Below are 5091 nucleotides of genomic sequence, written 5' to 3' on the forward strand. Positions count from 1 at the left end.
CGCTCGCGGATTTTCCTTTTCCAACAAGAACTTTCGCCGTTTTCAGAGCCCCATGCACCTACTCGTGTGAGATATCCGGGATGAAGACCAGCCGGTGTGTTCAGCAGTTCGCGCGCGGCCGATGCAACAACAGGATGTGGCCCCTTCTCGCCCAGATGGTTTGTCCGCATCATCACGGACAGCGTGGTGGCGATCGGGCGCTTCGGGTCTGACAGGAAATTGGCGACACCGGCCAGAGTCTTGTCTGGCTCGGCATAGAGGACATGCAGGATGGCGCCGACCAGCAGGGAGTGCGAGGTCTTCTCCCAGTGGTTGCGCTTCTCCAGACTGCCCTCCGGGTCCACGAGGATGTCGGCGACGTTCTGGGCGTCACGGACTTCCCATTCTCCACGCCGGATTTCCAGCAGGGGGTTGTAAGCAGAGGACGCTGCATTGGTCGGGTCAAACAGCACGACACGACCGAAACGGGCGCGAAATCCTGCCGTCAGTTCTCAGTTTTCCCCCTTGATGTCATGGACAATGGCTGAACCGGGCCAGGTCAGAAGCGTCGGGAGACCATACCGACACCCTTGCCACTGCGCGTTGGTGCGAAGGTCAGGACGTGCTCCGGCCCGTCATGGCGCAGATAGGTTTTGCGATAACGACCCAGCACCACCCCGTCCGGGTCGAGCAGGCCGGCTTTCGCGATTTCATCCGGCTCCGCCCAACGTGCCGATCCATAGGTCTCGATCTTCCTGGCCTCACAGGTGCGATGGACGGACAGCGCCACGGCGGCGGCAAAGGCCAGCACACCGCCTGAGCCTGCAATCCAGGCTCCGCGCGCGAAGACGTTCGGGGCATAGGCATCGAAGACATACCACCACCAGAAAAACAGCGGCGGCGCATAGACCGGCCAGCGATGAAACAGCACGAACCAGGGCCGCCCCAGTTCAGGCTGAAAGGCCAGTTCCCATGCCGTCCATTGGGTCGCCGCCCACCAGGACAGAACGATGATGGACAGGACCAGCGTGATCTGGCCCCAGAGAATTTTTGTGCCGGACATTGTCATCCCTCCTTGCGCAAGGACAGGTCGGGCGGCCATTTTCCGATCCGCAAGGACTTTTCCCGCGTCGTCGCATCCCGGCGAACGGCAGGGAAAAAATACTTGCCCGGTGCGGACCGGGCCTTCACCATGCTGGACGAAGATCGCGGGAGTCGAACGATACCGGGAGGTTCTGGCGGGATGGAATCTTCGGCCAACGGTGATCCGCACCCGGATCGGACATGGATTTTCTGGCAATGCCTCCCAATATGTAGTAATGTTCCTACATTGCAGTCGGGAGGCCGGACATGAGCATCACCACGCTTTCAAGCCGCGAGTTCAACCAGGACACCAGCCGGGCCAAGAAGGCGGCGGCCGAGGGGCCGGTGTTCATCACCGACAGGGGGCGCACGGCCCATGTCCTGCTCAGCATTGAGGAATACCGCCGTCTGACGCACCATCCGCGCAAGATCGCGGACGCCCTGGCGATGCCGGACGCGGCGGACATCGCATTCGATCCGCCTCGCGCCAATATCACGCTCCGCCCGGCCGATTTTTCCTGATGTTCCTGCTGGACACGAACGTCGTTTCAGAACTGAGAAAAATCCGCGCCGGGAAGGCGGACCCGAACGTAGCGCACTGGGCCGACAGTGTGGAGGCGGACGATCTGTATCTCTCCGCCATCACCGTCATGGAACTGGAAACCGGCATCCTGCGCGCGGAGCGTCGCGACGGAGCCACCGGCACGATCCTGCGGACCTGGCTGGAACAGCACGTCCTTCCCGCATTCGAAGGGCGTATTTTTCCCGTCGATACGTCCGTGGCCCTGCGCTGCGCCCGGCTCCATGTCCCCGATCCCCGTTCGGAACGCGATGCGCTCATCGCCGCGACCGCGCTGGTCCATGGCAAGACGGTCGTGACCCGCAACGTCGCGGATTTCCTGCCATGCGGCGTTCCCCTGCTCAACCCGTGGGAACCCCGCCCGAGCTAGCCGGCCTGACGCGCGGCCATGTAGCGGCCGGGTGCGGCGCCGAGCGTCTTGCGGAACATAGTCACGAAGCTGGGTACGCTCTCATAGCCGAGATCGGCGGCGACCTGCTGGATCGCGACGCCCTCCGCCAGCCGCCCGACGGCCAGCATGACCATGAGCTGCTGGCGCCAGTTTCCGAAGCTCATGCCAGTCTCCCGCGCCGTCAGTCGCGCCAGGCTCCGCTCGCTCATGCCCGTCCGCTTCGCCCAGATGTCCAGCGTTACGCGGTCTCCCGGCGATGCCATCATGAGATCGGCGATGCGGCGCAGGCGGGAATCTCCCGGCATCGGCAGATGGAGATCGTCGCGCTCGGCTGAGGCGAACTCGTCGAGAAGCACGGTCAGCAGGCGCGATTCGGCACCGCCTTCCTCGTAGAACGCCGGCAGGTGAGCAGCACGGATTAGCAATTCGCGGAGCAGCGGCGTCACCGAGACGGCGCAGCATCGCGTGGGCAGACAGGGAGCGGCGTCAGGCGCGACGAAGGCACAATAACCTTCCATGATGCCCGAAGCCCGGATGGCGTGCGGTGTACCGCCCGGAATCCATACGGCGCTGCGCGGCGGCACGATCCATAGTCCCCTTTCCATCTCGCAACTCAGGGCGCCACGTTGCACCAGCAGGATTTGCCCCTTGCGGTGATGATGGAGGTCAAGCTCAAAGCTCGTCGCTGCCGCCGTTATGCCGCCGAAGGTCACGACCGGACGATCAATGTCGTCCGGCTCGATCCATTCGTTCTCTTTATGGGGATAGCTGAGGATTGGCACCGTCCGAATCCGATAACAATTTGTCCAACCTTCGTAATGACGCCATTCGTGGTTCTTCCTATCCTTCTTGCACGACCAAGGAAAGGAAATTCCATGAACACGCTCATCACACCGCGCGTCGCCGAGACCCTGAACGCGCTGCACCAGGAAGCCGAGATCGTTGACCGCGCGCATATTGCCGCGCGCATGGCAGAGATTACGGAAGCGGGCGAAAGTTTTGCGGAAGCGGTGCCGCGCTGGCTCGGTGAGGAGCGGGCGGAGTATAGGACGATCTATCACGATTATGCGGGCAATTTCCTTTCCGTTTCGGAAACCTATGGCCGTTTCCTGTACATGATCGCGCGGACGTGCTGGGCGAAGCGGATCGTGGAGTTCGGCACGTCGATGGGGATTTCGACGATCTATCTCGCGGCCGCACTCCGCGATAATGGCGGTGGCCAACTGATCGGCAGCGAGATCGAACCCGCCAAGGCGGCGCGGGCGCGAGCGAACCTGGAAACCACCGGCCTCGCCGATCTGGTGGAAATCCGCGAGGGGGACGCGCTCGACACGCTGAAACATGTCGGAGGCGAGGTCGATCTCGTGCTGCTCGATGGCGCGTTCTCCCTCTACCTGCCGGTCCTCAAGCTGATCGAGCCCTACCTGACGCAAAGTGCTCCGATCCTCGGGGAGAACGCTTTCGACCCGTCCTATCTGGATTATGTCCGCGACCCGGCGAATCTCTATGTTTCCCAGCCGCTACCGGTGGACGAGGGACGAGGCAACGAGTTTACGGTCAGGGTAGCGTGAGGCGCCGCCGATGAGAACGTCGCTTTCCCCGGATTCGCAGCAGCCTGGCCGGATCAACCGGGCCTTGCTGAGCCTGTTCATGAAACGCGCGACGATCGCAGCCTGCGAGGACATCGCGGAGGGCTTTCGGTTGATCGTGCTCGAGGGTCCGGCGCTCAAAGCCGCCGCCTGGACCCCCGGCCAGAAAATCCAGATCGCGATGGGCTCGGCCTTCGTAGCGCGGACCTATACGCCGATCGACTGGGACGCCGCCGGCCGCACCCGCCTCATCGGCTACGCCCATGGAGAAGGGCTAGGCAGCGCATGGATTCGTCGAGCCGAACCGGGCAGCGCGTGCGATCTCTTCGGACCCCGCCGCTCGCTGGACGTCAGCGCCGTGTCGGCCCCGCTCGCCGTCCTCGGCGACGAGACCTCGATCGGGCTCGCCTGCGCACTTGTGCGCCACGGCGGAGCGCGCGCAGAGACCTGCCTTTTCGAGGTCGGAGATCTCGAAGCCGGGCGCCAGATCCTGTCCCGTCTCGGGCTTGAAGGCGGCGCGCTGTTCGGCAGAGCGGAAGACGGCACGCATCTCGACGCGATGGAGGCCGCACTTCCCGCGCTCATCGACAATGGGGCCGTATTCGTGCTGACTGGCAACGCCTCTACCATCCAGCGCCTGCGTCAAAACCTGAAGAGCCGGGGCGTGCCGCCCACGCGCCTCATCGCCAAAGCGTATTGGGCGCCGGGCAAGACAGGTCTCGATTGAGCGACAACCGGGCTGATCCGCCGCGCGTCGGTCACAACCCCAGCCCCCTGTTCCGGGTGAAGCTCCAGTCAATCCCACCGTCGCCGCGCGCAACCCCGGACACGTGCCGCCCATGCTGCTTTTCCAACGAGGGCGTCCAGGGCACAAGTTGGAACTGAAGCCCGTCGTCGATCATCGCATAGCGACCCGAGGCCAGCACCATGCGCTGACGATAGGTGCCCGTGACATACTCCCCCGATGCCGACTGGCTGAATGTCCGGCCTGTCTCGCTGGCCAGCCGCTCTCCGACCTCGTGGACCTCGCGGTCCCTGAGTTTGCCGATCAGATTGCGCGCAAGGACTTATTCCCTGCGCCTGGCGCTCGGCGAGCCCCTGCTCGATCAGGTGCTCGGCGCGCCGCTCCATCGCCGCACGCACATCGGCGCCAAACCCCACCTGCCCCAATGCGACAGGATCACGCGCCACGGCCTGCCGGTCGAGCCAGGTGGCCCCGCGCGCCGTTACCTGATCCTCGATCGACAGATCGAAGCGCACGGCCAGCGCCACACGACGGTGCCCCTTCCTGTCATCGAAGGCGCGAAGCTCCACGACCGACCCCATACTGCCATCGCCGGTCGCATCGATGTCCGTCGTCGAAAGATTTGGGACTTTGGATGGTGTGAGATAACGGAGGAACTGGCCCCTCTGGTTATGCTGTTTAGGCGGCACGCTGCTGATGAAGCAAGCGCCGTTTCTGGATGGTG

The 5091-nt window shown here is 63.7% G+C and carries 5 protein-coding genes and 2 pseudogenes; 4 read left to right on the forward strand and 3 right to left on the reverse strand.

What is annotated here, in order from left to right:
• Positions 1-65: 65 nt before the first annotated feature.
• Positions 66-1042, reverse strand: a pseudogene (locus EDC31_RS17070) (type IV secretory system conjugative DNA transfer family protein); the annotation flags it as partial.
• Positions 1043-1329: 287 nt separating this feature from the next.
• Between EDC31_RS17070 and EDC31_RS17075 the strand changes: the two are divergent.
• Together EDC31_RS17075 and EDC31_RS17080 are read left to right on the forward strand one after the other, a co-directional pair.
• On the forward strand, positions 1330-1584 hold the full coding sequence (locus EDC31_RS17075; RefSeq protein ID WP_035352064.1) for a type II toxin-antitoxin system Phd/YefM family antitoxin: 255 nt from the start codon (positions 1330-1332) through the stop codon (positions 1582-1584).
• Positions 1584-2012, forward strand: a complete 429-nt coding sequence (locus EDC31_RS17080; RefSeq protein WP_042062210.1) for a type II toxin-antitoxin system VapC family toxin — start codon at positions 1584-1586, stop codon at positions 2010-2012. The genes EDC31_RS17075 and EDC31_RS17080 overlap by 1 nt, the downstream gene beginning before the upstream one ends.
• Here EDC31_RS17080 and EDC31_RS17085 read toward each other — a convergent pair.
• Positions 2009-2815, reverse strand: a complete 807-nt coding sequence (locus EDC31_RS17085) for an AraC family transcriptional regulator (RefSeq protein ID WP_042062209.1) — start codon at positions 2813-2815, stop codon at positions 2009-2011. The two genes, EDC31_RS17080 and EDC31_RS17085, sit on opposite strands and share 4 nt — an antisense overlap.
• A gap of 93 nt (positions 2816-2908) precedes the next feature.
• Between EDC31_RS17085 and EDC31_RS17090 the strand changes: the two genes are divergently transcribed.
• Complete coding sequence (locus EDC31_RS17090; protein ID WP_042062207.1) at positions 2909-3604, forward strand: O-methyltransferase; 696 nt, start codon at positions 2909-2911, stop codon at positions 3602-3604.
• Positions 3605-3614: 10 nt separating this feature from the next.
• The gene (locus EDC31_RS17095) at positions 3615-4349 is read left to right on the forward strand and encodes a siderophore-interacting protein (RefSeq protein WP_042062205.1); all 735 of its coding nucleotides are present in this window, start codon (positions 3615-3617) and stop codon (positions 4347-4349) included.
• A 31-nt stretch (positions 4350-4380) separates the two neighbouring features.
• Here the strand turns inward: EDC31_RS17095 and EDC31_RS17100 are convergent.
• Positions 4381-4975 (reverse strand): annotated as a pseudogene (locus EDC31_RS17100) (DUF3363 domain-containing protein); the annotation flags it as partial.
• Between the last annotated feature and the right edge of the window lie 116 nt (positions 4976-5091).

Source organism: Acidomonas methanolica (genome assembly GCF_004346035.1).
Taxonomy (GTDB): domain Bacteria; phylum Pseudomonadota; class Alphaproteobacteria; order Acetobacterales; family Acetobacteraceae; genus Acidomonas; species Acidomonas methanolica.